The following is a 25,498-nucleotide window of genomic DNA, read 5'->3' as shown; positions in this document are numbered from 1 at the left end:
GTCACCAGCCGCGCTCGGCGAGGCGGTGCGGCTCGGGGACGTCCTCGACGTTGATCCCGACCATGGCCTCGCCCAGTCCGCGCGAGACCTTCGCGATCACGTCGGGGTCGTCGTAGAACGTGGTGGCCTTGACGATCGCGGCCGCACGCTCGGCCGGGTTGCCCGACTTGAAGATGCCCGAGCCGACGAACACGCCCTCGGCGCCGAGCTGCATCATCATGGCCGCGTCCGCGGGGGTGGCGATGCCTCCGGCGGTGAACAGCACGACGGGGAGCTTGCCGGCCTCGGCGACCTCCTTGACCAGCTCGTACGGCGCCTGCAGCTCCTTGGCGGCGACGAACAGCTCGTCCTCCGGGAGCGAGGTGAGGCGGCGGATCTGGTCGCGCAGCGTGCGCATGTGCGTCGTCGCGTTGGACACGTCGCCCGTGCCTGCCTCGCCCTTGGAGCGGATCATCGCGGCACCCTCGGTGATGCGGCGCAGGGCCTCACCCAGGTTGGTGGCACCGCAGACGAACGGGGCGGTGAACGCCCACTTGTCGATGTGGTGGGCGTAGTCGGCCGGGGTCAGCACCTCGGACTCGTCGATGTAGTCGACGCCGAGCGACTGCAGCACCTGGGCCTCGACGAAGTGCCCGATGCGGGCCTTGGCCATCACGGGGATCGAGACGGCCTCGATGATGCCGTCGATCAGGTCCGGGTCGCTCATGCGCGCGACGCCGCCCTGGGCGCGGATGTCGGCGGGAACCCGCTCGAGCGCCATGACGGCGACCGCGCCGGCGTCCTCCGCGATCTTGGCCTGCTCCGCCGTGACGACGTCCATGATGACGCCGCCCTTGAGCATCTCGGCCATGCCGCGCTTGACGCGCGCGGTGCCGACGGTGCCGGCGGCAGAGCTGGCGGGCTGGATGTTCTCGCTGGTCACGGCAAGCCTCACAGACGGTGGTGCGGGTGGGACCGGGCCGCGGGCGTCGCGGTCCGATGTCGTCATCGTAGTCCGTCGGCCGAGGCCGACCGAGCGCGTCTCACGGCCGTCCCACGCCCCGACCAGGTGGTGTTCAGTCCTGCGCGGGCTGCTGCACGGGCGTCTCCGCCGTCCGCACACCGGGTCGTCCGAGCGTCGTCGGCCACTCGTCGTCCAGCTCGAGGCTGCGGGGCTCGGGGGCGTGCCCGGCGAGCCGCAGCGCGCGGACGGCGATGCCTCGCCGCATGCGCTGGGTCTGGGCGACCGCCTCGTTGTGGAACCGCCGCGAGAGCTGTACCCGGTACCAGGCGCTGCCCAGCTCGTCGAGCATCTGCGCCCCGCCGGGCTCGGACGCGAGGGCCGCGACCTCGTCGGGGTCGGCCAGCACCTCGCGGAGCGTCGCCGACAGCTCGCTCTCGATGCGACCTCGCTCGCCGATCCCGGCGGACAGGTCCGACGGAGCCACCGGCGCGTGCTGGTCGGCCGCGAGCAGGTCGCGCAGCTCGTCGGGCACCCCGGGCGGGGTCTCCGCGTCGGTGCCGCCCGCGGACAGCGCGGCCCAGGCGGCCTCTCCCACCAGCACCGAGCTGACGGGGTCGAGCAGGCCGGACGTCGCCAGCGCGGCGGACACCGTGGCGCGGCGGACCAGCTGGGTGTCGACGACCGCGCGGGCCGCACCGACCTTCCGGTGCAGCCGGTCGAGCCGCGAGGCGGTCACCCACAGCCACCAGCCCACCAACAGCACGACGGCGACGATCAGCAGCGTCGTGTCGGTCCAGGTCATCGGCCCTCCCCTCGGCCGCGGCGCAGCTCCAGCAGGCGCGCACCGCGCAGCGAGGACGGGTCCTCGCCCACGGGTGCGTCACGTCCCGCGACCGCCATCTCGTAGACCGCGAGCACCTGGTCGGTGACGGCCGACCAGTCGTAGCGGCGCACCACCGTGCTGGCTCGCGCGGCGACCTCCGCACGCCGCGCGGGATCGCGCAGGACCTCGACCAGCGTGCGCGCGAGGTCGTCGGAGTCACCGGTGCGGAACAGCACGCCCGCGGCGCCGTCGTCGAGCACGCGCGAGAACGCCCCCAGGTCGCTCGCGACGACGGCCGCGCCCGCGCTCATCGCCTCGACCAGCACGATGCCGAAGCTCTCTCCCCCGGTCTGGGGTGCGACGTAGACGTCGACGGACGAGAGCAGCCGCGCCTTGTCCTCGTCGGACACCCCACCCAGGAACTCGACGGCCCCGGCCCGGTCGCCCAGCACGTCGCGCGCCTGCTGCTCGCCCGTCTCACCGCGGCCCGCCACGAGGAACCGTGCGCCGGGCACGTGGGCCAGCACCTCCCGCACGGCGCCGAGCAGCACCGGCAGCCCCTTGCGGGTCTCGTCGAGGCGCCCCAGGAACGCGATGGTCGGCGCGTCGGGCGTCCCCGTCCAGCGCGGGTCCGGCTCCGCCGCGGCGAACGTGTCGACGTAGACGCCGTTGGGGATGACGACGGCGTCCCCGCCCAGGTGGTCGACGAGCGTGCGTCGCGCGTCCTCGGACACGGCGATGCGGGCTGAGATCTTCTCCAGGGACTGCCGGACCAGCGGGAACGCGATCTGGAGCGAGCGCGATCGCTCGGTCGACGTGTGGAACGTGGCGACCACCGGGCCGTCCGCGATCCACAGCGCGAGCATCGACAGGCTCGGCGTCACGGGCTCGTGCAGGTGGAGGACGTCGAACTCGCCCGCGGCCAGCCACCGGCGCGCTCGTGCGGCGGTCACGGGGCCGAACGTGAGCCGGGCGACCGAGCCGTTGTACCGGACCGGCACCGCGCGCCCGGCGGCCGTCATGTAGGGCGGGATCGGGGTGTCGTCGTCGGCCGGTGCCAGCACCTGGACGTCGTGCCCGCGCGCCAGCAGCGCCTCGGCGAGGTCGCGCACGTGGAACTGGACGCCACCGGGGACGTCGAACGAGTAGGGGCAGACGATGCCCACCCGCAGGGGGCGCGTCGCGGCGCTCATGCCGACGCCTCGCGCGCGAGTGTCGCGGCGTACCGGTCCGGGTCGAGGTCCTCGACGAACACCTTCTGCAGCATGTGCCAGTCCTGCGGGTGCCGACGGATGCCGTCCAGGAGCTCCGTCACCCACTGCTCGGTCAGCGCACGCACCTGCTCGTTGCGAGAGAGCCCGGCCCCTGCCACCAGGGCGGTGCCGAACTCGATGTGGATCCCCCACGGTGTCCCTGCCGCCCGGCGACGCGCGCCGCGCAGCCTCTCGTAGCTGATGACCGTGGTCATGAGAGTCGCCTGTGCCGCGACGGCCAGGGCCGCCGGGCCCGCTGCGACGCGGGCCCGCCTGCCCGCCAGGTCCACCTCGATCCCCTTGGCCGTCAGGTCCCGGTCCGCGAGGAGCGGGATCAGCCCTTCTCCGTTGCGCGCGGTCCGGAGCAGGTCGCGGAACACGTCGCCGTCACCGAGCGCGAGGATCCGCATGCCCAGCCCCTGCCGGAACGCGAGGAACTCCTGGAACACCTCCTCGGGCTCCAGGCGCTCGGCCACCGTCGTGACCAGGCCGACGTTGCGACCCGCCCATGCCCCCGCCAGGTCCCAGTTCCCGAGGTGGCCGAGTGCCAGGACGACTGTGCTCCCCTCGGCCAGCAGCGCCTTGACCCGGTCGAGGCCGGATGCCCGCACGCGGGCATCGATCTGCTCCGGGCTCGCGTGCGTGAGGGAGAACGCCTCGCCGAAGTAGCGCAGGTAGGAGCGCATGCCCGCCCGGCTCAGGCGACGCACGGCCCGGCCGTCCAGGTCGGGGAGGACGCGTGCGTAGTTCGCCTCGAGCTGCCGAACCCCGTGCCCGTGGGCCAGCCAGGACACGTCGGCGGCGAGGTTGCCCATGCCGCGCAGCACCGGGCCCGGGACGCGGCCGGCGTTGCGCCACGCGAACGCGTAGAGCTTGCCCGTGTCCAGCCTCACTCGGCTGCCGCCGCAGCCTGGCGGTGCACCATGGCCATCCGCTGGACCACGGTGATCGCGGACGCGACGGCCAGCAGCCCGAGGACCACCGTCAGCACGACGTCCGGCACGCCGACGCCCACCAGGAAGGCGGCGATCAGGACGGCGAACAGCCGGTCGGCACGCTCGGCGATGCCGCCCGACGCCGTCATCCCGAGGCCCTCGGCGCGGGCGCGCGCGTACGGCACGATCGAGCCCAGGATCAGGCACGTCAGAGCCAGGACGGCCGTGAGGCGGTCGTCGCCGTCGCCGAAGTAGTACAGCGCGACGCCCGCGAAGATCGCCGCGTCGGCGAACCTGTCGAGCGTCGAGTCCAGGAACGCCCCCCATGGCCCCGACCGACCGGCCCGACGGGCCATCACGCCGTCCAGCGAGTCCGTCAGCGCGAAGAGCGCGATGACGAGCGTGCCGACGACGAACCAGCCCTGCGGGAACGCCCACAGGGCGGTGACGACCACGACGACCGTGCCGGTGATCGTGACGGCGTCGGGCGAGACGCCGCGCTTGAGCAGGGCGTCGGCGACGGGCGTGAAGATGCGCGTCATCGCTCCGCGCAGACGGTTCAGCACGGCTCGATCATCCCTTCGCAGGCGCGGGCCACGCCGCTGCGAGGCGCTCGCGCGTGTCGGCGAGCAGCTCCGGCAGCGCCCGGGTGCGAGCCACGACGGGCAGGAAGTTGGAGTCGCCGCCCCAGCGCGGGACCACGTGCTGGTGCAGGTGCGCGTCGATCCCGGCCCCCGCGACCTCACCCTGGTTGAGGCCCAGGTTGAACCCCGCAGGCGCCGAGACGTCGCGCACCACGCGCATCGCGGTGCGCGTCAGCGCGGCCACCTCGGCGACCTCCTGCTCGGTCAGCTCGGTGTAGTCCGCGACGTGCCGGTACGGGCAGACGAGCAGGTGCCCCGCGTTGTAGGGGTACAGGTTGAGCACGACGAACGCGACCTCGCCGCGCGCGACGATGAGCCCGTCCTCGTCGGACCCGTCCGGCACGCGGCAGAACGGGCAGCCCGGACCGGCCTGCTTGTCGGTGGGCTTGTTCTCACCGCGGATGTAGGCCATCCGGTGCGGCGTCCACAGCCGCTGGAGACCGTCGGGCTCCCCGGCAAAGTGCTCGGCCGGCTCGCCGGCAGGCTCCGTGGCTGCCACCGCTCAGACCTGGACCCGGTCGCGCACGGCCGACACGATCCGCTCGACCGCCTCGGCCACCGGCACCCCGTTCTCCTGGCGGCCGTCGCGGTAGCGGAACGAGACCGCGCCCGCCTCGGCGTCCTCGCCGCCGGCGATGAGCACGAACGGGATCTTCTGCGTGGAGGCGTTGCGGATCTTCTTGCCGAACCGGTCGTCGCTGCGGTCCACCTCGGCGCGGATCCCCTGGGCGCGCAGCTGCGCGACGACGTCGTCGAGGTAGCCCTCGAACGGCTCCGCGACGGGCACGGCCAGCACCTGCACGGGTGCGAGCCAGGCGGGGAACGCGCCGCCGTAGTGCTCGGTGAGCACGGCGAAGAACCGCTCCTCGGACCCGAACAGGGCGCGGTGGATCATCACGGGCCGCTGACGGGTGCCGTCCGGCGCGGTGTACTCGAGCTCGAACCGCTCGGGCAGGTTGAAGTCGAGCTGGATGGTCGACATCTGCCAGGTGCGGCCGATCGCGTCCTTGACCTGCACGGAGATCTTCGGACCGTAGAACGCGGCGCCGCCCGGGTCGGGGACGAGGTCGAGCCCGGAGGCCTCCGCTACCTCGCGCAGGGTCTCGGTCGCCTCCTCCCAGGTCGCGTCGTCGCCGACGGACTTGTCGGGGTTCTTGGTCGAGAGCTCCAGGTAGTAGTCCTCGAGCCCGTAGTCCTTGAGCACGTCGAGCACGAACGTCAGCAGGCTGGTGAGCTCGTCGCGCATCTGCTCACGGGTGCAGTAGATGTGCGCGTCGTCCTGGGTGAACCCGCGGGCGCGGGTCATGCCGTGCACGACGCCCGACTTCTCGTACCGGTACACCGTGCCGAACTCGAACAGGCGCAGCGGCAGCTCACGGTAGGAGCGGCCGCGCGACGCGAAGATCAGGTTGTGCATCGGGCAGTTCATGGGCTTGAGGTAGTAGTTCTGCCCCTGCTTGCGCACGTTGCCGTCCGCGTCGCGCTCCTCGTCGAGGTGCATGGGCGGGTACATGCCGTCGGCGTACCAGTCCAGGTGCCCCGAGATCTGGAAGAGCTGCTCCTTGGTGATGTGCGGGGTGTTGACGAAGGAGTAGCCCGCGGCCAGGTGGCGCTTGCGGCTGTAGTCCTCCATCTCCATCCGGATCATGCCGCCCTTGGGGTGGAACACCGCCAGCCCGGAGCCGATCTCGTCGGGGAAGGAGAACAGGTCGAGCTCGTTGCCGAGCTTGCGGTGGTCGCGACGCTCGGCCTCGGCCACACGCTCCAGGTAGGCACGCAGCTCGTCCTTGCTCGGCCACGCGGTGCCGTACACGCGCTGCAGCTGCGGGTTCTTCTCGCTCCCGCGCCAGTACGCGGCCGCCGAGCGGGTCAGCTGGAAGCCGTTGCCGAGCACGCGGGTGGACGGCACGTGCGGCCCGCGGCACAGGTCCTGCCAGACCACGGTCTCCGACTCGCGACCGGCGCCGCGCACGTTCTGGTAGATGGACAGGCCGCCCAGACCCACCTCGACGGAGGCGCCGTCGGCGGCGGCCGGGTCACCCTTGAGGCCGATGAGCTCGAGCTTGTAGGGCTCGTCGCGCAGCTCCTCGCGCGCCTGCGCCTCGGTGACGTCCCAGCGTCGGAAGGTCTGGCCCTCCTTGACGATGCGGCCCATGACCTTCTCGATGGCCTTCAGGTCGTCCGGGGTGAACGGGGTCTCGACGTCGAAGTCGTAGTAGAAGCCGTCGGTGATGGGCGGTCCGATGCCCAGCTTGGCGCTCGGGTTGACCTCCTGGACCGCCTGGGCGAGCACGTGCGCCGCGGAGTGCCGCAGCACGGCGAGCCCGTCGGGCTCGTCGATGGTCACCGGCTCGACGACCTTCGCGTCGTCCAGCGGTAGGTGCAGGTCCCGCAGCTCGCCGTCCACGCGCACGACGAGCACGTCGCGCCGGTCCCCGAACAGGTCCGTGCCCGTCGTCCCCGGCTCCACGGTGGTCGCAGTTCCGTCGACGGTCAGGGTGATGAGCTCGGGCACGGGTGCAGTCTCCTTCGTGGCCGCCCACCCGGGCGGTGGGCCGCTGACGATGCTACCGGCGCGCGGGTGAACGGCCCGACCGCAATTCGCACTGCACCCGGACGCACGAAGGCCCCCTCCACCAGGAGGGGGCCTTCGTCTGACGTGGGCGATACCGGACTCGAACCGATGACCTCCTCGGTGTGAACGAGGCGCTCTACCAACTGAGCCAATCGCCCTGGCACGCCGTGCGACCGACATCCGATCCGCACGACTCGACAGGCGACCCGTAGGTCACGTCGAGGAAGGATGCTACCCACAACGGGCGCGAAAACCGAACCGGACCGACCGCGTGCAGGTGAGAGCGTTCTCCCCGCACGAGTTTGGGTGATTGCACCCCGTTCGGGGCGTACGTCTGGGTGAACATCGGCGGCGGACCCGTCAAACACGGCGTTCCGCTGCCATGATGGGACCTCGTTCCCTTGTTCGTAGCGGTGCCGTTCCCATCTAGTACCAGGAGGACCCGATGACGCAGTCGTCTTACGACGTCGTCGAGGTCGTCGCCATGCAGCTGATCGGGTCCGACGCGAGCGTCATCCCCGTCAGCGCCGAGCTGTCATTCCGGACGAGCGACCCCTACACGGTGCGAGCCGTGTTCACGGGCCCGCACACCATGTCGACGTGGCTCGTCGGCCGCGAGCTCCTCTCCCTGGGGATGCACGCGACCTCCGAGGCCCCGGCCGGCACCGGCGACGTCCAGGTGTGGCGCGACGAAGACCCCGACTACACCCTCGTGTCGCTCAGCGGCGTCGAGGGCAGTGCGCTGCTCGCCGCACCCAGCGAGCCCATCGTGCGTTTCCTGGCGGGGACCGAGGCCCTGGTGCCGATCGGGACCGAGAGCGACCGCATGGACCCGGAGATCACGGCCCTCATCGCAGCGCTGCTGACGGCCTGACCTCCGCCACACCACGACCGGTTCCGCCTGGGGCGGGGCCGGTCGTCGCACGTCCGGGCGAGCTCAGTGGGCGCGAGGTCAGGGGTCGAGGTCGTCCGCCAGGCGCGCCTGGAACAGTCGCTGCGCCTCGAGCGAGAGCCCACCGGCGGCCACGTCCGCCCGGTCGAGCGAGACGACCGGCGACACGTTGCGGATGGAACCGCTCAGCAGCAGGTGCGCGCGTCCCGCGGCGACGTCGTCCAGGACGGCGTACGGCAGGACGGCCTCGCGGGCGGGCAGACCCGCCTCGGCCGCCCACTCGAGCAGGAGCTCGCGCGTGATGCCGGCCAGGCATCCGCTGTCCAACGGAGGTGTGAGCAGCTCGCCGTCCCTTTCGACGAAGACGTTCGACCCGGTGCCCTCGCACAGCTCGTCGCGCGAGTTGGCCAGGACGGCCTCGTCGGCCCCCTGCCGGTAGGCGGCGGCCAGAGCGACGACGTTCTCGGCGTACGAGGTCGTCTTGAGCCCGGCGACCGCCGAGCGTTCGTTACGGACCCACGGGACCCGCACCACGCGGGACGTCTCGGCACGTACGGCGGGTCCGGCCAGGACGACGAGGGTGGCGCGCTGCTCGGGTGCGGGCAGGCGGTTCGAGCCCAGCGGTCCCGGCCCACCCGTGTAGGTGATGCGCAGCCGGCCCGCGTCGGGAGCGGCGGCCAGCACGGCCTGCGTCGCGGCCCGCACCTCGTCCTCGTCGGGCTCCGGCAGGCCCAGGCCCGCGGCCGAGCGCGCGAGCCTGCGCAGGTGGCGCGTGAGCGCGAACGCCTGGCCGCCGTAGACCGCGCACGTCTCGAACACGCCGTCACCGACCGTCAGCCCGTGGTCGACGCCCGTCGCGATCGCCTCGTCGGCCCGTCGCAACCGGCCGTCCGCCCACAGCACCACACGCGTGTCCATCCGGTCAGTGTCCATCAGCTCAGTCTCCCCCGGCACCCGTGGCGAGCGCGACGAGGCGCGCGGCCTTGAGCTCCGTCTCGGCCCACTCCTGGGCCGGATCGCTGCCCCACGTGATGCCCGCACCGGTGCCGAAGTGCAGCACGCCGTCCCGCCACCAGAACGTGCGGATGGCGACGGCGAGCTCGGCGCGCACCGTGCCGTCGTCGGCGACGTGCACCCAGCCGAACGTCCCGCAGTACGGGCCACGCGCGACAGGTTCGAGGTCGTCGATGATGCGCAGCGCCGACGACTTCGGCGCTCCCGAGACCGATCCGGGCGGGTAGGTCGCGTCCAACAGGCGCGCCCACAGGTCGTCGGCACCGGCGACGTCCGGGTCCAGCGTGCCCTGCACCGTGGAGACAAGGTGGACGAGCCCCGGGTGCTGCTCGACATCCAGGAGCGAAATGACCTCGACGGTGCCGGCGATGCACACGTGCTGAAGGTCGTTGCGCACGAGGTCCGTGATCATGACGTTCTCGGCGCGGTCCTTGGCGCCCAGGCCGTGGGGACGCCGTGCGGTGCCCTTGATGGGCGCGGACGTGATCGTGTCGCCGTCGATCCGCAGGAACAGCTCGGGCGACGCGCAGACCACCCACTCCCGTCCCGGCACGTGGATGCCGCCGGCGAAGGGTGCCGGGTTGCCGGCCTCGAGCACGCGGGCGAGGGACCGTGCGTCGGGCTCGTCGGGGACGTCCAGCGACATCACCCGGCAGACGTTGACCTGGTAGACCTCCCCCTCGCGGATCTGCTCACGTGCCGCGCCCACGGCGGACTCGTAGCCCTCCTGGTCGAGGGACGAGCGCCACGACGCGCCGGCCGCAGGCGCAGGGACCGCCGGCCCAGCCGGCCCGGCCGCCCCGTCGGGCTCGTCGCCGACGACCGCCTGCGCGAACCTCCACGCCCGTACCGGACCCTCGAACTCCCCCACGACCACCCACCAACCGGGCTCACGCAGGCGTTCTGGCTGCGCACGCACGTCGATGACCTGCGTCACATTCGACAGCTCCAGCCCGGCGAACCAGGCCGAACCCGGCGATTCTCGGGGCTGATCAGGCATGTCCACACGCTAACTGGCCCGTGATCATGCGGTTGACGGTGCCCACGGGGAGCCGGTTTGGCTCCTGCCCCAAGACTCGGTTAGAGTCTGGGACGCACACGGAACGCCGGTGAGAACCGGGGGACGTGCGTTGCGGACGTGGCTCAGTGGTAGAGCATCACCTTGCCAAGGTGAGGGTCGCGGGTTCGAATCCCGTCGTCCGCTCGGAGACATTCCTTCTCGGCCTCGGCCGCGCTGGACTGCGGTCTCAGGGTGGAGTGGCCGAGAGGCGAGGCAGCGGCCTGCAAAGCCGTATACGTGGGTTCGAATCCCATCTCCACCTCTCAGCACCAGCTTCACCGGCAGTACCCCATGGGCGATTGGCGCAGCGGTAGCGCGCTTCCCTGACACGGAAGAGGTCACTGGTTCGATCCCAGTATCGCCCACCAGATCCACAGCAGGTTACGAGGCCACCACCGAGCAGTCGGAGGTGGCCTTCGTCGTTCTTCCTGCTCCTACGCCGACGCGTAGCCTGGGCGGATGCCTCGCACCATCGCCACCACGCGCCGCGTCGACCTGCCGGAGCTGCTGGACTTCGTCCGCACGCGGCACCACTTCATCCTCGTGACGTCGCGCGAGGACGGGCTTCCGCAGGTGTCGCCAGTCAGCGGCGGCGTCGACGACGAAGGGCGGCTCGTGATCTCGACGTACCCGGGGCGCGCCAAGGCCGTCAACGCCGAGCGCGAGCCGTGGGTCAGCGTGTGCGTGCTGTCCGACGACTTCGGGGGGCCGTGGGTGCAGGTCGACGGGGACGCCGAGGTGCTGCACATGCCCGAGGCGGAGGACGCGCTGGTCGACTACTACCGGTGCATCGCCGGCGAGCACCCGGACTGGGACGAGTACCGAGCGGCGATGCGCGTCCAGAACAAGTCCTTGATCCGCATCGAGATCACGCGGTGGGGTCCGATCGCGACCGGCGGCTTCCCGGCCGACGTGGCGGCACGCCTGGACGGCTGAGCGCTCTCAGTCCTCGTCGATCGCTGCCTCGTCGGGCGCGGCTTCGCGCACCGCGTCCTCGACGCCCAGTAGGTGCGCGGCCATGCGGATCCGCGCGGCGTCGGCGTCGCCCGTGGCCAGCGCGCGCCAGATGGCGTCGTGCTCGTGCCACGTGCGCTCCTCGGAGCCCTCGTCGTGCAGACCGCGCCACAGCCGCGTGCGGGCGGTTCGGCTGCCGAACGCGTCGACCAGCGCCGCGAGGACGGGGTTGCCGCACTGCTCGGCGACGATGCGGTGGAACTCGATGTCGGTGGCGATGAACGCCTCGTGGTCCACGGGGGTGGCGCTCAGGAGGTCGCGGACACCGTCGAGGACCCCACGAGCCCTGGCGAGCGACGCGGCGTCGATCCGGGTCGCGGCCAGGCCCGCGGCCTCGGTCTCGAGCAGGCGCCGCACGGCGTGGAAGGGCTGCGCGCTGCCGTCGGAGTGCAGGTCGGCGAAGAAGCCCATCGAGCCCAGCAGCCGTGCGGGGTCGAGCCGCGTGACGTAGGTGCCGTCGCCCTGGCGGGTCTCGAGGATGCCGAGCGTGACCAGAGCACGCACGCCTTCGCGCAGCGAGCCTCGGGACACGCCCAGCTCGTCGGCCAGGTCCTGCTCCACCGGGAGCCGGTCGCCGGCGGCCAGCCGGCCGTCCAGGACCATGCGCTGGACGGCGGCGACGACCTCGTCGGTGCGGGACATGGCGCGAGTATCCCCTACGCGCCGCCCGCCCACTCCGCTCCCGCCGGGAACCGGAAGCGCTCCACGGACGCCGCGTGCATCTGCGTGGAGTAGCCCGGCTGCGTCGGCAGGACGTAACCCGGGCCCCAGCCGGTGTCGGCGACGGCGACCGGGTCGGCGAAGTGCTCGTGCAGGTGGTCGACGTACTCGGTGACGCGACCGTCGAGGGAGGCGCCGATCGCGACGTAGTCCAGGACGGAGACGTGCTGGACCATCTCGCACAGCCCGACACCGCCGGCGTGCGGGCACACGGGGACGCCGAACTTCGCGGCGAGCAGCAGGACGGCGACGATCTCGTTGATGCTGGCCAGCCGGCCGGTGTCGAGCTGCAGGTAGTCGAGCGCCTGCGCCTGCAGGAGCTGCTTGAACATCACGCGGTTGTGGCAGTGCTCCCCCGTCGCGACGCGCACGGGTGCGACGCGTCGGCGGATCTCCGCGTGGCCCAGCACGTCGTCGGGGGACGTCGGCTCCTCGATCCACAGCGGGTCGAACCGCGCCAGCGCGCGCACCCACTCGATCGCCTGCGGCACGTCCCACACCTGGTTCGCGTCGATCATCAGGTGCCGGTCGGGGCCGATCACCTCGCGCGCGATGCCGCAGCGCCGCACGTCGTCGGCCAGGTCCGCGCCCACCTTGAGCTTCACGTGCGAGTAGCCCGCGTCCACGGCCTCCTGGCACAGCCGGCGCAGCTTGTCGTCGTCGTAGCCCAGCCAGCCCGCCGACGTCGTGTAGACGGGGTAGCCACGTTCGCGCAGGTGGGCGATGCGTTCGGGCTTCGTCCCGGCCCGTTCGCGCAGCAGCGCGACGGCCTCGTCCCGCGTGATCGCGTCGGACAGGTAGCGCAGGTCGGCGACGTCGGCGAGCTGCTCGGGCGTCAGCTCGACCAACAGCTGCCACAGCGGGACGCCCGCGCGGCGAGCCACCAGGTCCCACGCGGCGTTCAGCACGGCCGCCAGCGAGAGGTGGACGACGCCCTTCTCGGGCCCGAGCCAGCGCAGCTGGGAGTCCGCGGACAGCGCGCGGTGGACCGCACCCATGTCCGCAGCAAGCTCGTCGACGTCGCGGCCGACGAGCCACGCCGCCTGCTGCCGCGCCGCCTGCGCGACGAGGTCGTTGCCCCGGCCGATGGTGAAGGTCAGGCCGTAGCCCGCGAGCTTCTCCTCGTCCGTGCGCAGGACGACGTAGGCCGCGGAGTAGTCCGCGTCGTGGTTCATCGCGTCCGAGCCGTCGGCCGTGCGTGACGTGGGAAAACGGACGTCCTCGACGACGACGTCGACGATCCTGGCCATGCTGCCCTGCTCCCCGTGGACACATCGGACGAACATCCGATGTTTACGCGCCGGACGCTAGGCCTGACGTGCACGTGGCGTCAACTCACACCCCACGCGGAGTGTCATACCTCGGATGATTGGTCGCTCGACGGGCGCCGCGTGCGTTACGTTGACTGCCGACCTGCTCGAGGAGGATGCATGGACGACGAGCTCGGCGGCCTGGCGGCCGTCGTGACCGGCGGCGCGTCGGGGATCGGCGCCGCGATCGTGACCGCGATGCTGGCCCGCGGAGCGCGGGTGGCGTCGATCGACCGCGAGACGCAGGGCGTGCCCGACGGCGCGGTCTCGCTCGTCGCGGACGTCTGCGACGACGACGCCGTGCGGTCCGCCGTCGCCGAGGCCGCGGATCGTCTCGGGGGCATCGACATCCTGGTCAACAACGCCGGCATCGGTGCCGTCGGGACGATCGCGGACCACGACGACGCGCAGTGGTCGCGGGTCCTGGACGTCAACGTCATGGGCCTGGTGCGCGTGACGCGCGCTGCGCTCCCCCACCTCGAGCGCTCGTCCCACGCAGCGATCGTCAACACGTGCTCGGTCGCCGCGACCGTCGGCCTGCCGGCGCGTGCGATCTACTCGGCGTCCAAGGGAGCCGTCGAGGCCCTCACCCGCGCCATGGCCGCCGACCACGTACGCGCCGGGATCCGCGTGAACTGCGTCAACCCCGGCACGGTCGACACGCCCTGGGTGGGTCGGCTGCTGGACCAGGCCGCGGACCCGTCCGCCGAGCGAGCCGCTCTCGCGGCGCGGCAGCCGACGGGCCGCCTCGTCGGGCCCGCCGAGGTCGCCCACGCCGTGTGCTACCTCGCCAGCCCGCTCGCCGCCGCGACGACCGGGACGGTCCTGGCCGTCGACGGCGGCATGGCCGCCCTGCGGGTCCGCACGCCGTGACGCTCGCCCGACGAGGGATCGCCCGCACCGCCGTCGCCGTCACCGAGCTCGGGTTCGGTGCCGCGCAGCTGGGCAACCTGTACCGGGCGACGTCCGACGACGTGGCCCGGGCGGCCGTCGACGCCGCGTGGGACGCCGGAATCCGGTACTTCGACACCGCGCCGCACTACGGCCTCGGCCTGTCCGAGCGGCGTCTCGGGGCCGCCCTCGTGGGCAGGCCGCGCCACGAGCTGGTCGTGTCGACGAAGGTCGGGCGTGTGCTGGAACCCTCGCCGGCGACCGCGTCCCGACGCGACCACCAGGGGTTCGACGTGCCGGCCGATCACGTGCGCCGCTGGGACTTCTCCCGCGACGGCATCCTGCGCTCGCTGGACGACAGCCTGCGGCGCACCGGGCTGGACCGATTCGACGTCGTCTACCTGCACGACCCCGACGAGCACGGGCAGCAGGCCGCGACGACAGGTGTCGAGACCCTCGTCGAGCTCCGCGACCAGGGTGTGGTCGGCGCGATCGGCGCGGGCATGAACCAGTCCGCGATGCTCACGCGGTTCGTGCGCGAGTGCGACGTCGACGTCGTCATGTGCGCAGGGCGCTACACGCTGCTCGAGCAGCCCGCGGCGGCCGACCTGCTGCCCGCCGCCCAGGAGCGCGGCGTCGCGGTCGTCGTCGCCGGCGTCTACAACTCCGGCCTGCTGTCCCGCGACGTCCCGGCCGCCGACGCCACCTACGACTACGCGACCGCACCCGCCGAGCTGGTCGCGCGGGCCCGGGCCGTCGCGTCCGTCTGCGGCGAGCACGGCGTGACGCTTCCCGAGGCGGCGCTCGCGTTCGTGCGCCGCCACCCCGCGGTCGTCAGCACGGTCGTCGGCGTGCGCGACGTCGCGCAGGTGCGCCAGACGGTCGAACGCGCCGCGGCCGTCGTCCCGGACGGACTGTGGGCGGACCTCGTCCACCGCGGCCTGCTCGACGACCACCACGTCTCTCTGCCCGCCTGACAGACCCCGAACCGCACCCAGCACCGGAGGACGACCATGCACCTGCTCCGCCTCGGACCCGTCGGCCACGAGACCCCCGCGGTGATCGGGGACGACGGCGTCGTCCGCGACCTGTCGTCGGTGACCGCCGACATCGACGGCACGTTCCTGGCCGCCGACGGCATCGCCCGCGCCCGCGCGGCCCTCGCCGACCTGCCCGAGCTCGCGGGCGCCGACGAGATGCGGCGCGGCGCCCCCGTCGCGCGGCCCGCCGCCGTCATCTGCATCGGGCAGAACTACGCCGCGCACGCCGCCGAGTCCGGCGCGCAGCCGCCGAGCGCGCCCATCGTCTTCCTCAAGCACCCCAACACCGTGGTGGGCCCCGACGACGACGTGCCGCTCCCGCCGGGCTCGACCAAGCTGGACTGGGAGGTCGAGCTCGCGATCGTCGTCGGGCGTCGCGCCACCTACCTGCCCTCGCCCGCCGACGCCCGGGCGCACATCGCCGGCTACACGGTCGTGGACGACCTGAGCGAGCGGGCGTGGCAGCTCGAGGAGTCCGGCGGCCAGTGGTCCAAGGGCAAGTGCGGACCGGCGTTCGCGCCGTTGGGCCCGGTCCTGGTGCCGGCCGACGAGGTCGACGCGACCCGGCTGGGCCTGCGCTCGTGGGTGAACGGCGAGGCGCGTCAGGACTCGTCGACCGCGGACATGATCTTCGACGTCGACCACCTGGTGTGGGGCCTGTCGCAGTACATGGCGCTCGAGCCGGGCGACGTCATCTGCACCGGCACCCCGCAGGGCGTCGCGCTCTCGGGCCGCTTCGAGTACCTGCGCACCGGCGACGTCGTCGAGATCGAGATCGACGGGCTGGGACGCCAGCGGCACACCGTCACCGGGTGAACCCGCGCGCCACCTGCAGGTCCGCGCGGGACGCGACGTCCGCTCGGCTACCGTGGATGTCGCGCGCCCGGCATCGAGGGCGCCACGCACGGACCAAGGAGGCTCCCGCGCGCATGGACCCCTCCAGGCGCCCACCCACGCTCGACGAGGTGGCCCGGCGCGCAGGCGTCTCCCGCGCGGCCGCGTCGCGCGCGGTCAACAACCTGCCCAACGTCAGCGCGGCCAAGCGTGAGGCGGTCCAGGCTGCCGTCCGTGAGCTGGGCTGGGTGCCGAACGCCTCCGCACGGGCGCTCGCCACGAACCACGCCGGCGCCGTGGTGCTCGCCGTGGCGAACGAGGACCCCACGCTCTTCGTCGACCCCTTCTACGCGCAGATCATCCTGGGCGTGGCGACCGAGCTGGACCGTGCCGACCTCGACCTGACCCTGATGCTGGCCGCCTCGGCCCGCGGTCAGGACCGGCTCAAGCGCATGCTGCGCTCGGGGCGCGCCGACGGCTTCATGGTCATCGCGCCCGGCGGCGACGACTGGCTGGCGGGTGCGGCCCACCTGACGGACCTGCCGGTCGTGTTCTGCGGACGCCCGGTGGGCGCCGAGCCGGCGTGGTTCGTCGACGTCGACAACGCGCAGGGCGGTCGCCAGGCCGCCGAGCACCTGCTCGCGCTCGGGCGGCGGAGGGTCGTGATGATCGCCGGCCCCATGGACCTGCAGGCCTCGATCGACCGCCACCGCGGGTTCGTCGATGCGATGGACGAGGCGGGCGTCGAGCCGGTCGGGCTCGCGACGGCCGACTTCACGCCGCGCGGCGGCGCGCTCGCCCTCGACCGCCTGCTCGACCGCTACCCCGCCGTCGACGGCGTGTTCGCGGCGTCGGACAACATGGCCGCGGGTGCACTGGGCGCGATCAAGGCGCGAGGTCTGCGCGTGCCGCAGGACGTGGCCGTCGTCGGCTTCGACGACCTGACGATCGCCGACCAGACGGACCCGGGGCTGACGACCGTGCACCAGCCGATCCGGGAGCTCGGTGAGGCGCTCGCCGCCATGACCGTGCAGGTCATCGGCGGCGAACGCCCGCGTCCGAAGAAGCTCGCGACGCATCTGGTGGTGCGAGGCTCGGCACCCGGGACCGACTGACCACCGCCGCCGGAGGGCTGGCGGCGTCCGGTGATTTGTCCGTTCCTCTTGACTACCGACTGGTAAGGGTTCAGGATGGGCGCGCTGCTGGAAGCGCTTCCAGTATGCACGGCCGGCCCAGCGAGCAGCACGGTGCAGTGCTGCCCCGAGCCACGGCCGACGTCGCCCGAAGTCCCAACCCAGCACACCCGCTCCCACCTGAGCCGATCCCCTAGCCGACGCCGCGACTCGACCCGCAGGCCGCGCGCCGGACGACGCCATCACCGAGCGCGCGCCACGCGCCCGGCGATGCCGCGCGCGATCTGCGCGTCACGAGCTCCCGGGCCCCGTCGACGTCGACGGCCGATCACCCGGGACACGTCCGAAGACACGTCTGAGAAGAGGCATCACATGTTCGGATCCACACGCCGCGGACGCGGTCTGCGCGTCGGTGTCGTCGTCGCCGCAGCGCTCACGCTGGCCGCGACGACGTTCGCCGGGCCCGCGTCCGCGTCGACCCCGCCGACCCCGTCCGGCTGGACGCAGGTGTTCGCCGACGACTTCACGGGAGCCGCCGGCACCGGGCTCAACACGGCCAACTGGCTCTACGACCTCGGCACCGGCTACCCCGGGGGCGCGGCGAACTGGGGCACCGGCGAGATCGAGACCATGACCAACAGCACGGCAAACGTGTACCAAGACGGCAACGGCAACCTCGCGATCAAGCCGATCCGTGCCGCGAACGGCAGCTGGACCAGTGGCCGGGTCGAGACGCAGCGCACCGACCTGGCGGCACCCGCCGGCGGCAAGCTGCGCCTCGAGGCCCGGATCCAGCAGCCCAACGTCAGCGGTGCGGCGGCGGCCGGGTACTGGCCCGCGTTCTGGGCGCTGGGCGCCGCAGCACGCGGGACGGGTGCGAGCGGCTGGCCCGGCATCGGCGAGATCGACGTGCTGGAGGACATCAACGGACGCAGCTCGGAGTTCGCGACCCTGCACTGCGGGACCTCCCCCGGCGGTCCGTGCAACGAGACCACCGGGCTCGGCAGCGGCGAACGCGCGTGCTCCGGCTGCCAGACCGGCTTCCACACCTACGCAGCCGAGCTCGATCGCAGCGTGTCGCCGGAGCAGCTGCGCTTCTACCTCGACGGCTCGAACTTCTTCACCGTCAACGCGAACCAGGTGGACGCGACGACGTGGAACAACGCGACGCACCACGGGTTCTTCATGATCCTCAACGTCGCGATCGGCGGCGGCTTCCCGGACGCGTTCGGCGGCGGTCCCACGGCGCAGACGCAGTCGGGAGTGCCGATGCTCGTCGACTACGTCGCGGCGTACACCGCGGGCGGCAGCACCGGCGGCGGCGGGACGACGACACCGTCGGGCGGATCGATCACCAACGCCAACGGGCTGTGCCTGGACAACAACGCTGCCAACGCGAGCAACGGCAACAAGGTGCAGATCTGGGACTGCAACGCCTCGGTGGCGCAGAAGTGGACGTTCGTGCAGGCCGGGACCACGCTGCACGTCCAGGGCAAGTGCCTCGACATCCCCGGTGGCGCGACGGCCAACGGCACCAAGCTGCAGATCTGGGACTGCAACAACACGGCCGCGCAGGTGTGGATCCCGCGCGCCGACGGCTCGTACTACAACCCGCAGGCCGACAAGTGCCTCGACGACCCGGCCGGGTCGACCACCCGCGGGACCCAGGTGCAGATCTGGACCTGCAACGGCCAGTCCCCCCAGCGCTGGACGCTGCACTCCTGAGCCCGACCTGGCCGGGCGCGGCGCCTCGTCGCGCCCGGTCGTCGCGAGGGCCCGCCGGGCCGGCCGCGACACCACCCCGCCGGGTCCACCCGGCGGGGAGCACGACACCGACGAACACGAAGGATTGGTCAATGAGGACCAGAAGACGAGTGCTCGGCGCGCTCAGCGCGCTCGCGATCGGCCTGACGACCGCGGTGATCGCCGCACCCGCCGTGCAGGCGGCCGGCCCGGACCGGTTGCCGTTCACCATCACGAACTCCAGCGGCCGCGGCGACGCCGTCTACGTGTACGTGCTCGGCACGAACCTGAGCACGGGCCGGCTCGGCTACGTGAACGCGGGCGGGACGTTCACCGCCTGGCCCGCGGGATCGAACCCGCCGTCCGCGGCACCCGACGTGGCGATCGGCGGTCCCGGCAACGGCAGCAGCACGACGATCCAGGTGCCGCGCGGCATCAGCGGGCGCATCTACTTCTCTCTGGGTCAGAAGCTCAAGTTCTTCCTGACGCCCGACGGGCTCGTCCAGCCTGCCCCGTGGGCGAGCGGGGACCCGAACCACGACATCCTGTTCGACTGGAGCGAGTTCACCTACAACGACGCCGGGCTGTGGCTGAACAGCTCGCAGGTCGACATGTTCGCCGTCCCGCACGCCGTCACCGTCACGGGCAGCGGCGGCACGCACCGCACCGGCGACCTGGTCGCCAACGGGCGCGACAACGTCATCAGCCAGATCTCCGCGCAGTCGGGTTGGGCGAACACCGTGGTCAAGCGCTCGGACGGCACCGTCCTGCGCGTCCTCGCGCCGGGCAAGGCGGCCGGCGCGGGGCTCTTCAGCACCACGTACCTGGACCCGTACATCGCCTCGGCCTGGTCGGCGTACGCGTCGAAGACCCTCACGGTCGTGCCGTTCGCGGACCAGCCGGGCACCAAGTACTTCGGCCGCACGTCGGGCACGGTCATGACCTTCACGAACGGGTCGGGCGCCCAGGTCGCCTCGTTCAACCGACCCAGCAGCGCCGACGTGTGGGGCTGCGACGGCGCGCTCCAGGCGCCCAACGACCAGGTCGTCGGGCCGATCGCCCGCACCCTGTGCGCCGCCCTCAACCGCGGCACGCTCGGCACGGTCGACAACCAGCCCAGCACCGACGCGTCGGCGTTCTACAAGTCCAGTCCCACCAACCAGTACGCCCGGATCGTGCACGCCAACCAGGCCGACGGGAAGGCCTACGCGTTCGCGTTCGACGACGTGGGCAACTTCGAGTCCCTGGTCAACGACGGCTCCCCCACGTCCGCCGGCCTCGTGATCGAGCCCTTCACCGGCGGTGGGACGGGCGGTGGGTCGACGGGCGGCACCGCGACCGCCGGCTCGATCACCTCGTCGACGGGTCTGTGCCTCGACAACAACGCCGCCAGCACCAGCAACGGCAACGAGGTGCAGATCTGGGACTGCAACGGGTCCGTCGCGCAGAAGTGGACGTACGTGGCCGCCGGTTCCACGCTCCGGGTGCAGGGCAAGTGCCTCGACATCCCGGGCGGCGCCACGACCGACGGCACCAAGCTGCAGCTGTGGGACTGCAACAGCACCGGCAGCCAGGTCTTCATCTCCCGGGCTGATGGCACGTTCTTCAACCCGCAGTCGGGTCAGTGCCTGGACAACCCGTCGGGCTCGTCGACGCGCGGCACGCGCGTACAGATCTGGGACTGCAACGGCAGTGCCGCCCAGCGCTGGACGCTCCACACCTGACCGAGGCCCGACGCCCGCCGCCCGGCCGGCCCGTCCTGCGCGGGCCGCCCGGACGGCGAGCACGCCGCGCCCGGTGCACGCCGTGAGCGCACGGCGTCGTCGACCGCGGCACACCGCAACGGCTGCGCCGGCGGCCTCGGGACGCCATGATGGCGCCGGAGGTACTCGATGCAGATCCATCTGGTGACCCCGGCAGGCGTCACCGAGCACACGTCCGACGAGCTCGCGACGTTGCTGGCGGGCGACGGCATCGTCTGGGTGGATGTCCCGCGCTGGGACGACGAGGCGGCGGACGTGCTGACGCGCGTCCTGGGCCTGCACCCCATGGCCGTCCACGACTGCGCCGTGCGCAACCGTCTGCCCAAGGTGCACTCCTACCCCGACGTGCTGTTCCTGGTGCTGCACGCCCCGGAGCGTGGCGCCGCCGGGCACATCCACCACGTCGAGCTCGACCGGTTCGTCGGACCCGACTACCTGGTCACGGTGCACGGCCCGTACAACGAGGCGGTCACCACCGACGTCGCGGAGCAGGACACGCGCGCGGTCCTGGAGCGCATCCGCGCCGGGCGCTTGCGGCCGCGCACGCCGTTCGACATCTCGCACGCCATCGTCTCCGCCATCACCCGACGCATGGAACGCTTCGTCGAGGAGCTCACCAACGACGTCTGGGAGCTCGAGCGCAAGGTCACCGCGGACTCCTACGACGACCCCGAGAAGTTCCTGGACACGATGTTCCGCACGCGGCACGGGCTGCTGTCGGTGCGCACGATCGCTGCGCAGACGGCGGAGATCTACCGACGCGTCGTCTCGCTGCCGGGTGCCGTGCCTGACGAGAGCCGTCACCTGCTCGTCGACCTCGTCGACCAGTTCGAACGCATCGCGGGGCTGGCCGGCGAGGAGAAGGAGTACCTGCAGGGCGTCATCGAGTTCTACCGCACCCGCACCGACACCAAGATGACGATCGCGGCCGAGCGGCTCGCCGTCATCGCCGTCGTGACCCTGCCGATCACGGCACTCGCATCGATCCTGGGCATGAACCTCATCGTCAACCAGAACACCGTCGGGGCGCCCTTGGCCGTGTCCCTCGCGGTGATGCTGGCCATGTCCGGGCTGCTGCTGTGGTGGGCACGCCGCCAGGGTTGGTGGTGACGAGAGCGCGCCCTGGCGTCGTCGTCCCGTCACCCGTTCGCCATGCCCGTGTCACACGCGAAGGTTAGGTTGCCCGATGCACCGCAATCCGGTGCATCTGCGACAACACAGGAGGACCTCGACATGGGGACGACGTTCCGACGCGGCAAGGCGGCCGCTGGACTGACGGCGATGGCGGCGACGGCGCTGCTGGCCGGTCTCGCGATGCCGGCCACGGCCAGCGCGCACGGCAAGGAGCACGGGCCGGGCCACGGGCACGAGCAGAGCCACGGCTCGACGAAGGACTACCACCTGACGGTGATGGGCACCACGGACCTGCACGGCAGCGCCCTCAACTGGGACTACTTCAAGAACGCGGAGTACGACGACAGCGCGCACAACGACGTCGGCCTGGCGAAGGTCTCGACGCTCGTGAACCAGGTCCGCGCGGAGAAGGGCGCCCGCAACACCCTGCTCGTCGACGCCGGTGACACCATTCAGGGCACCTCTCTCGCGTACTACTTCGCCAAGGTCCAGCCGATCTCGAGGACGACGATCCACCCGATGGCCGCTGCCATGAACGCGATCGGCTACGACGCCGCAGCGGTCGGCAACCACGAGTTCAACTACGGCATCCCCTACCTGCGCACGTTCGAGAAGCAGCTCGACTTCCCCCTGCTGGCCGCCAACGCGATCAACGACACCACCGGCAAGCCGGCCTTCGAGCCCTTCGTCATCAAGACGGTCCACCCGAAGAACGGCAAGCCGGTCCGCGTCGGCATCCTCGGCCTGACCAACCCCGGCATCGCCATCTGGGACAAGGCCAACGTCGAGGGCAAGATGAGCTTCGGCGGGCTCGTCGAGCAGGCCAAGAAGTACGTTCCCCAGATGAAGAAGGCCGGCGCCGACGTCGTCCTGGTGGCGGCCCACTCGGGTGCGGACACCTCGTCGTCGTACGGCGACACGCTGCCGTTCCCCGAGAACGCCGCCACCCTGGTGGCACAGCAGGTGCCGGGGATCGACGCGATCCTGGTGGGGCACGCGCACCAGGAGATCGCGAAGCGCGTCGTCACCAACGAGGTCACGGGGAAGCCCGTGGTGCTGTCCGAACCGCTCAAGTGGGGGGAGCGTCTGACGGTCTTCGACTTCGACCTGACCTTCGCACGGGGTCACTGGACCGTGAGCTCGGTCGACTCGACGGTGCGCAACAGCAACGCGGTGCCTGAGGACCCGAAGATCGTGAAGATGCTGGCCAAGGACCAGGAGAAGGTGGTCACGTACGTCAACGGCGTGATCGGGACGGCCACCGAGGCGATGTCCGCGGCGCCTGCCCGGTACGAGGACACCGCCGCGCTCGACTTCATCAACTACGTCCAGGCGGACGCGGTGAAGGCCGGCCTGACCGGGTCCGACGCCGACCTCCCCGTGCTGTCGATCGCGGCGCCGTTCAACAAGGACGCGGCGATCCCCGCCGGTGACATCTCCGTGCGGGACGTCGCCGGGCTGTACATCTACGACAACACGCTGCTGGGCATCAAGCTGACCGGTGCGCAGGTCAAGGCCTACCTCGAGAAGTCGGCGGAGTACTTCAAGCCCGTCACGGGACCGGGCACGTACGCCGCGGACCAGGTCACCAACGCGGTCACGCCCACGGCCCCCACCGGTACGCCTGACTACAACTACGACGTCATGGGCGGGCTCGACCAGCCGCTGACCTACGACATCGACCTCACCAAGCCCGTGGGGAGCCGGATCACCGGCCTGTCGTACGGTGGCACCCCGGTGGCCGCCGACCAGGAGTTCGTCGTCGCGATCAACAACTACCGGCAGTCCGGAGGCGGCAACTTCCCCGGCGTCGCCGGTGCCCCGGTCGTCTACAACCGGCAGCTGGAGATCCGCCAGCTGCTCATCGACTGGGTCAGCGCCCACCAGGTCGTCGACCCGGCCCTGTTCTCGTCGACCAACCCTGACTGGCGGCTGACGGCGGGCACCACCCCGCTGACCATCACCCCGTAGCACCGGCCCGGCGGGCGTCGCGTGTGCGACGCCCGCCGGGGCGCGGGTCAGGTCAGGCGCCGGGGCGCAGGAGGACCTTGGTCCAGCCGTCCTCACGCTTGTCGAAGTGCTCGTAGCCGCTGGCCGCCTCGTCGAGCGGCAGCTCGTGGGAGACGATGAACGACGGGGTGGCCCGACCGGCGACGATCAGGTCGCGCAGCTGGCGGTTGTACCGCATGACCGGGGCCTGGCCCGTCCCCATGTGCTGGCCCTTGGTGAAGAATGTGCCGTAGTCGAAGGCGATCCGGCCCTCCTTGGCGCCCTCGGTCGCCGCGCCCGGGTCCTCGGGCATGTACACGCCCACGACACCGATGCCACCCGTCGTGCGCACCGCCTGGACCAGGTTGTCCAGGACGAGCTCCGGGTGCTCGTCGCCCGACGGGTCGTGCGCCTGGTAGCCCACCGCTTCGACGCCGCAGTCGACGCCACGTCCCTGCGTGGCGTCCACGAGCTGCTCGACGGGGTCGCCGGCGGAGAAGTCCACGGCCACCGCCCCGATCTTCTCGGCGAGCGCGAGCCGGTCCGGCTCCTTGTCGACGACGAACACCCGGGCCGCCCCGCGGATCATGGCGCTGTGGGCGGCCATGAGTCCCACCGGGCCGGCACCGAACACGACGACGTCGTCCCCCGGCTTCTGCCCGGCGAGCACGGTGCCGTGCCAGCCGGTCGGGAAGATGTCGGACAGCATCGTGAAGTCGTTCTCGTGCTCGTCGCCGGCCGGCAGCTCGAGCAGGTTCACGTCCGCGAACGGCACGCGCAGATACTCGGCCTGGCCGCCGGCGTACGGGCCCATGTTGGCGTAACCGTAGGCGGCACCGTCGACGCCCTCGGTCGGGTTGGTGCGGGTGCAGAACGAGGTCCAGCCCTGCAGGCAGTTGCGGCACGTGCCGCAGGCGATGTTGAAGGGCACGCTCACGCGGTCGCCGACCTTGATGCGCGTGACCGCCGGACCCACCTCCTCGACGACGCCCATGTTCTCGTGGCCCAGGACCGTCCCACCCTCGACGCTCGTGCGGCCCTCGAACATGTGCAGGTCCGAGCCGCAGATGTTGGTGGTGGTGATGCGGACGACCGCGTCGGTCGGCTCCTCGATCCGCGCGTCCGGGACGTCCGTGACCTCGACGTCGAACGGCCCGCGGTAGACGACTGCTCGCATGGTGCTTCCTCTCATGGGGGTGTCGCTGCCCGAGGGACCTGCTGGAGGCCCGGGCGGAACAGCGGTCCATCGTGGGCATCCCCACCCCGAGCCCGCATCTCGAGCGCGCTCCGACGTGCCGGTGCAGAGCGCCGGGAGAACGGTTCGACCATGACGCCGCACCGCCCATCGCGCACACACGGGGTCACCGGCGCATCCGGACCGGCGCCGGTTCGACGTGCCGAACCGCGCGGCCCGCGGCACGGTGGTGGCGTGGGTCGATCAGGCGGCCCGTGCGCGAAGGAGGGACACCATGCCGGGACGGGACCCAGGACCGAGCGTCAAGGACAAGAAGCTCTACGAGGACCTGCGCGACGAGGGGAACTCGAAGGAGAAGTCCGCCCGCATCGCGAACGCCGCCGCCGCGCGGGGCGAGAAGAAGGAGGCGGCCAAGGGTGGGAGCGCCGGCTCGTACGACGACTGGACGGTCGCCGACCTGCGCAGACGTGCAGCGGAGATCGGTATCGACGGACGTTCGTCGATGTCCAGGTCCGAGCTGGTCAAGGCGCTGCGTGAGCACTGAGTCCGGGGGCCCCTCCGCGGCGTGGGCCCGCCCACCGGGCCGGCTGCCT

General features: G+C 71.9%; 23 protein-coding genes and 4 tRNA genes. 14 read left to right on the top strand and 13 right to left on the bottom strand.

Annotated elements, in window-relative coordinates:
• Position 1: 1 nt before the first annotated feature.
• The 8 genes from pdxS to IC607_RS06910 all read right to left on the bottom strand — a co-directional run bounded on the left by pdxS (position 2) and on the right by IC607_RS06910 (position 7,331).
• Positions 2–922 (bottom strand): pyridoxal 5'-phosphate synthase lyase subunit PdxS, encoded by a 921-nt coding sequence (gene pdxS / locus IC607_RS06945; protein WP_191786414.1) that lies wholly within the window; start codon positions 920–922, stop codon positions 2–4.
• 133 nt (positions 923–1,055) lie between these two features.
• Positions 1,056–1,745, bottom strand: coding sequence for a hypothetical protein (locus tag IC607_RS06940; protein WP_191786412.1), 690 nt, complete (start codon positions 1,743–1,745; stop codon positions 1,056–1,058).
• Positions 1,742–2,938 carry a glycosyltransferase family 4 protein gene (locus tag IC607_RS06935; protein WP_191787045.1) on the bottom strand — a complete coding sequence of 399 codons (1,197 nt, stop codon included), beginning with the start codon at positions 2,936–2,938 and terminating at the stop codon, positions 1,742–1,744. The genes IC607_RS06940 and IC607_RS06935 overlap by 4 nt, the downstream gene beginning before the upstream one ends.
• A 17-nt stretch (positions 2,939–2,955) precedes the next feature.
• Entirely contained in the window at positions 2,956–3,912 is a 957-nt protein-coding gene (locus IC607_RS06930) for a phosphatidylinositol mannoside acyltransferase (RefSeq protein ID WP_191786410.1), read from the bottom strand.
• On the bottom strand, positions 3,909–4,520 hold the full coding sequence (gene pgsA / locus IC607_RS06925; protein ID WP_191786408.1) for a phosphatidylinositol phosphate synthase: 612 nt from the start codon (positions 4,518–4,520) through the stop codon (positions 3,909–3,911). The genes IC607_RS06930 and pgsA overlap by 4 nt, the downstream gene beginning before the upstream one ends.
• Before the next feature lie 7 nt (positions 4,521–4,527).
• Entirely contained in the window at positions 4,528–5,097 is a 570-nt protein-coding gene (locus IC607_RS06920) for an HIT domain-containing protein (protein ID WP_191786406.1), read from the bottom strand.
• 3 nt (positions 5,098–5,100) lie between these two features.
• Complete coding sequence (gene thrS / locus IC607_RS06915) at positions 5,101–7,113, bottom strand: threonine--tRNA ligase (RefSeq protein WP_191786404.1); 2,013 nt, start codon at positions 7,111–7,113, stop codon at positions 5,101–5,103.
• A gap of 145 nt (positions 7,114–7,258) precedes the next feature.
• Positions 7,259–7,331 (bottom strand) — tRNA-Val (locus IC607_RS06910).
• Positions 7,332–7,618: 287 nt separating this feature from the next.
• Between IC607_RS06910 and IC607_RS06905 the strand changes: the two genes are divergently transcribed.
• Positions 7,619–8,047 carry an SsgA family sporulation/cell division regulator gene (locus IC607_RS06905; protein ID WP_191786403.1) on the top strand — a complete coding sequence of 143 codons (429 nt, stop codon included), beginning with the start codon at positions 7,619–7,621 and terminating at the stop codon, positions 8,045–8,047.
• A gap of 78 nt (positions 8,048–8,125) precedes the next feature.
• On the opposite strand, the gene IC607_RS06900 is transcribed toward IC607_RS06905, so the two are convergent.
• Together IC607_RS06900 and IC607_RS06895 are read right to left on the bottom strand one after the other, a co-directional pair.
• The gene (locus tag IC607_RS06900) at positions 8,126–8,998 is read right to left on the bottom strand and encodes an aminotransferase class IV (RefSeq protein ID WP_225224569.1); all 873 of its coding nucleotides are present in this window, start codon (positions 8,996–8,998) and stop codon (positions 8,126–8,128) included.
• Positions 8,999–9,002: 4 nt separating this feature from the next.
• Entirely contained in the window at positions 9,003–10,079 is a 1,077-nt protein-coding gene (locus IC607_RS06895) for a chorismate-binding protein (protein ID WP_191786401.1), read from the bottom strand.
• A 132-nt stretch (positions 10,080–10,211) separates the two neighbouring features.
• Between IC607_RS06895 and IC607_RS06890 the strand changes: the two genes are divergently transcribed.
• From IC607_RS06890 to IC607_RS06875, 4 genes are all read left to right on the top strand, one after another.
• Positions 10,212–10,283, top strand: a tRNA-Gly gene (locus IC607_RS06890).
• A 47-nt stretch (positions 10,284–10,330) separates the two neighbouring features.
• A tRNA-Cys gene (locus IC607_RS06885) sits at positions 10,331–10,401 on the top strand.
• Between the two features lie 31 nt (positions 10,402–10,432).
• Positions 10,433–10,507 (top strand) — tRNA-Val (locus tag IC607_RS06880).
• Positions 10,508–10,598: 91 nt separating this feature from the next.
• Positions 10,599–11,075 carry a PPOX class F420-dependent oxidoreductase gene (locus IC607_RS06875; RefSeq protein WP_191786399.1) on the top strand — a complete coding sequence of 159 codons (477 nt, stop codon included), beginning with the start codon at positions 10,599–10,601 and terminating at the stop codon, positions 11,073–11,075.
• A gap of 6 nt (positions 11,076–11,081) precedes the next feature.
• Here the strand turns inward: IC607_RS06875 and IC607_RS06870 are convergent, their stop codons facing one another.
• Positions 11,082–11,795, bottom strand: a complete 714-nt coding sequence (locus tag IC607_RS06870; protein ID WP_191786397.1) for a FadR/GntR family transcriptional regulator — start codon at positions 11,793–11,795, stop codon at positions 11,082–11,084.
• A 14-nt stretch (positions 11,796–11,809) separates the two neighbouring features.
• Entirely contained in the window at positions 11,810–13,123 is a 1,314-nt protein-coding gene (locus IC607_RS06865) for an enolase C-terminal domain-like protein (RefSeq protein WP_191786395.1), read from the bottom strand.
• 180 nt (positions 13,124–13,303) lie between these two features.
• Between IC607_RS06865 and IC607_RS06860 the strand changes: the two genes are divergently transcribed.
• From IC607_RS06860 to IC607_RS06825, 8 genes are all read left to right on the top strand, one after another.
• Complete coding sequence (locus IC607_RS06860; protein WP_191786393.1) at positions 13,304–14,056, top strand: SDR family NAD(P)-dependent oxidoreductase; 753 nt, start codon at positions 13,304–13,306, stop codon at positions 14,054–14,056.
• A complete protein-coding gene (locus IC607_RS06855; protein WP_191786391.1) occupies positions 14,053–15,051 on the top strand; it encodes an aldo/keto reductase in 999 nt (332 codons plus the stop codon). The genes IC607_RS06860 and IC607_RS06855 overlap by 4 nt, the downstream gene beginning before the upstream one ends.
• A 36-nt stretch (positions 15,052–15,087) precedes the next feature.
• On the top strand, positions 15,088–15,930 hold the full coding sequence (locus IC607_RS06850; RefSeq protein WP_191786389.1) for a fumarylacetoacetate hydrolase family protein: 843 nt from the start codon (positions 15,088–15,090) through the stop codon (positions 15,928–15,930).
• 113 nt (positions 15,931–16,043) lie between these two features.
• Complete coding sequence (locus IC607_RS06845; protein ID WP_191786387.1) at positions 16,044–17,063, top strand: LacI family DNA-binding transcriptional regulator; 1,020 nt, start codon at positions 16,044–16,046, stop codon at positions 17,061–17,063.
• A gap of 390 nt (positions 17,064–17,453) precedes the next feature.
• Positions 17,454–18,806, top strand: coding sequence for a ricin-type beta-trefoil lectin domain protein (locus IC607_RS06840; RefSeq protein ID WP_191786385.1), 1,353 nt, complete (start codon positions 17,454–17,456; stop codon positions 18,804–18,806).
• Between the two features lie 131 nt (positions 18,807–18,937).
• On the top strand, positions 18,938–20,548 hold the full coding sequence (locus tag IC607_RS06835; protein WP_191786383.1) for a beta-1,3-glucanase family protein: 1,611 nt from the start codon (positions 18,938–18,940) through the stop codon (positions 20,546–20,548).
• A 168-nt stretch (positions 20,549–20,716) separates the two neighbouring features.
• Positions 20,717–21,697, top strand: a complete 981-nt coding sequence (locus IC607_RS06830; protein ID WP_191786381.1) for a magnesium transporter CorA family protein — start codon at positions 20,717–20,719, stop codon at positions 21,695–21,697.
• A gap of 123 nt (positions 21,698–21,820) precedes the next feature.
• Positions 21,821–23,692 carry a bifunctional UDP-sugar hydrolase/5'-nucleotidase gene (locus IC607_RS06825; protein ID WP_225224568.1) on the top strand — a complete coding sequence of 624 codons (1,872 nt, stop codon included), beginning with the start codon at positions 21,821–21,823 and terminating at the stop codon, positions 23,690–23,692.
• 52 nt (positions 23,693–23,744) lie between these two features.
• On the opposite strand, the gene IC607_RS06820 is transcribed toward IC607_RS06825, so the two are convergent.
• Positions 23,745–24,887, bottom strand: coding sequence for a glutathione-independent formaldehyde dehydrogenase (locus tag IC607_RS06820; protein WP_191786379.1), 1,143 nt, complete (start codon positions 24,885–24,887; stop codon positions 23,745–23,747).
• A 292-nt stretch (positions 24,888–25,179) separates the two neighbouring features.
• On the opposite strand from IC607_RS06820, the gene IC607_RS06815 reads away from it, so the two are divergent.
• Positions 25,180–25,449 (top strand): Rho termination factor, encoded by a 270-nt coding sequence (locus IC607_RS06815; protein ID WP_191786377.1) that lies wholly within the window; start codon positions 25,180–25,182, stop codon positions 25,447–25,449.
• Positions 25,450–25,498: the final 49 nt, after the last annotated feature.

Source organism: Cellulomonas sp. JH27-2 (genome assembly GCF_014837175.1).
Lineage (GTDB): Bacteria > Actinomycetota > Actinomycetes > Actinomycetales > Cellulomonadaceae > Cellulomonas.
The sequence above is the reverse complement of the archived record's forward strand: the minus strand, read 5'-3'. Positions and strand labels throughout refer to the sequence as shown.

Coding starts and splice junctions, on each gene's coding strand:
- IC607_RS06900 (WP_225224569.1), bottom strand. CDS start 8,998: ATGGACACTGACCGGATGGACACGCGTGTGGTGCTGTGGGCGGACGGC.
- IC607_RS06895 (WP_191786401.1), bottom strand. CDS start 10,079: ATGCCTGATCAGCCCCGAGAATCGCCGGGTTCGGCCTGGTTCGCCGGG.
- IC607_RS06870 (WP_191786397.1), bottom strand. CDS start 11,795: ATGTCCCGCACCGACGAGGTCGTCGCCGCCGTCCAGCGCATGGTCCTG.
- IC607_RS06830 (WP_191786381.1), top strand. CDS start 20,717: ATGCAGATCCATCTGGTGACCCCGGCAGGCGTCACCGAGCACACGTCC.
- IC607_RS06820 (WP_191786379.1), bottom strand. CDS start 24,887: ATGCGAGCAGTCGTCTACCGCGGGCCGTTCGACGTCGAGGTCACGGAC.
- IC607_RS06835 (WP_191786383.1), top strand. CDS start 18,938: ATGAGGACCAGAAGACGAGTGCTCGGCGCGCTCAGCGCGCTCGCGATC.
- IC607_RS06940 (WP_191786412.1), bottom strand. CDS start 1,745: ATGACCTGGACCGACACGACGCTGCTGATCGTCGCCGTCGTGCTGTTG.
- IC607_RS06840 (WP_191786385.1), top strand. CDS start 17,454: ATGTTCGGATCCACACGCCGCGGACGCGGTCTGCGCGTCGGTGTCGTC.
- IC607_RS06815 (WP_191786377.1), top strand. CDS start 25,180: ATGCCGGGACGGGACCCAGGACCGAGCGTCAAGGACAAGAAGCTCTAC.
- IC607_RS06825 (WP_225224568.1), top strand. CDS start 21,821: ATGGGGACGACGTTCCGACGCGGCAAGGCGGCCGCTGGACTGACGGCG.
- IC607_RS06905 (WP_191786403.1), top strand. CDS start 7,619: ATGACGCAGTCGTCTTACGACGTCGTCGAGGTCGTCGCCATGCAGCTG.
- IC607_RS06845 (WP_191786387.1), top strand. CDS start 16,044: ATGGACCCCTCCAGGCGCCCACCCACGCTCGACGAGGTGGCCCGGCGC.
- IC607_RS06865 (WP_191786395.1), bottom strand. CDS start 13,123: ATGGCCAGGATCGTCGACGTCGTCGTCGAGGACGTCCGTTTTCCCACG.
- IC607_RS06860 (WP_191786393.1), top strand. CDS start 13,304: ATGGACGACGAGCTCGGCGGCCTGGCGGCCGTCGTGACCGGCGGCGCG.
- IC607_RS06850 (WP_191786389.1), top strand. CDS start 15,088: ATGCACCTGCTCCGCCTCGGACCCGTCGGCCACGAGACCCCCGCGGTG.
- IC607_RS06875 (WP_191786399.1), top strand. CDS start 10,599: ATGCCTCGCACCATCGCCACCACGCGCCGCGTCGACCTGCCGGAGCTG.